Genomic DNA, 1,199 nt, shown 5'->3' on the forward strand with positions numbered 1-1,199 from the left:
TCCGTGGCGCCCCTTGGGTGTTGTCCTCGGCGTGGACGGCCCTGATCCGCTCCGCGAGCTCGACATCGGCCCGGGCACGCTCGTCGCGTGCCGGGGCGGCCTTGACCCAGGCGTAGTAGGACGAGCGCTCGATCTCGACGAGCTCACAGAGTCGCTTCACCTCGAAGGTGGCGGAGTTGTCGGCGACGAACTGGAAGCGACTCACCAGCGCGTCTCCCCGGCGAAATACTTGGCCGCCCGCTGAAGGATCTCCCGCTCGGTCGTGAGCTTGGTGGTCTCGATCTCGAGCTCGTCCACCCTCGCTTCAAGCCGGGCGATCTTCTGGGCCGGCGTCTCATCGGTCGGCGCCGACGGGCTCGTCGTCGTGGCCGTCCTCGACTGCAGCGGGCTGGAGGTCGGTGTCCGGTCAGCGGCGGTCTTCCTGCCGGTCCCGTAGACCTCGAGCCAGTGCCGCAGCGTCCCGCGCACGATGCCGAGGTCCTCGGCGATACCGCGGACCGTGGCGCCCGGGGTGGACTCGTACAAGTCCACGGCCTGACGACGGAACTCCTCGGAGTAGCTCTTCCTGGCCATGATTCTCAGATCATCTCGCTTCCCCAGCACCAAGTGCTGGATTCAGCGTGTCCAAGAACCGGGGTCAGGCCCCGGCGAATTCAGGCGGTTGAAGCATCTAGCTCAACGAGTTCGGCGAATATCTCGGAGGGCTTCTTCCAGTTGTGGATTTTACGGGGTCGGTCGTTGATGTCGCAAGCCACCATCGCCAGGTATTTCGGGTCCGAGGTGATGTCCGTGCCTTTCGGGAAGTACTCGCGGACGATGCGGTTGAGGTTCTCGTTGCTGCCGCGTTCCCACGGCGAGTGTGGGTGGGCGAGGTACACCGGCATCGAGCCCTTGGTGACGGTGGCGTGGCCGGCCATCTCGGCACCGCAGTCCCAGGTCAGTGAGGCCCGCATGTGCGCGGGCAGACCGCTGGTGGCGGCGATGACCCCACGGCCGACGGTGAGCGCGGCGCGGCCGGTCAGGGGCACGAGGACCAGGAACCGGGAGGTGCGCTCGACCAGCGTGGCGACGGCGGTCTTGCCGTTCTTGCCGATGACCAGGTCACCCTCCCAGTGGCCGGGCACGGCGCGCCCCTGGGCGTCGGCGGGGCGGGCGTCGATGTAGGTCGGGTCCTTGATCCGCGGGGCCGGTGGGGGCTT

General features: G+C 67.7%; 1 protein-coding gene and 1 pseudogene. Both read right to left on the minus strand.

The genetic code is table 11. The features are described 5' to 3' along the window. Positions 1–573, minus strand: a pseudogene (locus Ae505Ps2_RS32215) (transposase); the annotation flags it as partial. 80 nt (positions 574–653) lie between these two features. Continuing rightward, the coding region (locus tag Ae505Ps2_RS28265; RefSeq protein WP_170917167.1) for an IS30 family transposase at positions 654–1,199 on the minus strand (546 nt) is incomplete at its 5' end.

The organism is Pseudonocardia sp. Ae505_Ps2 (genome assembly GCF_001932425.1).
Taxonomy (GTDB): Bacteria; Actinomycetota; Actinomycetes; order Mycobacteriales; family Pseudonocardiaceae; genus Pseudonocardia.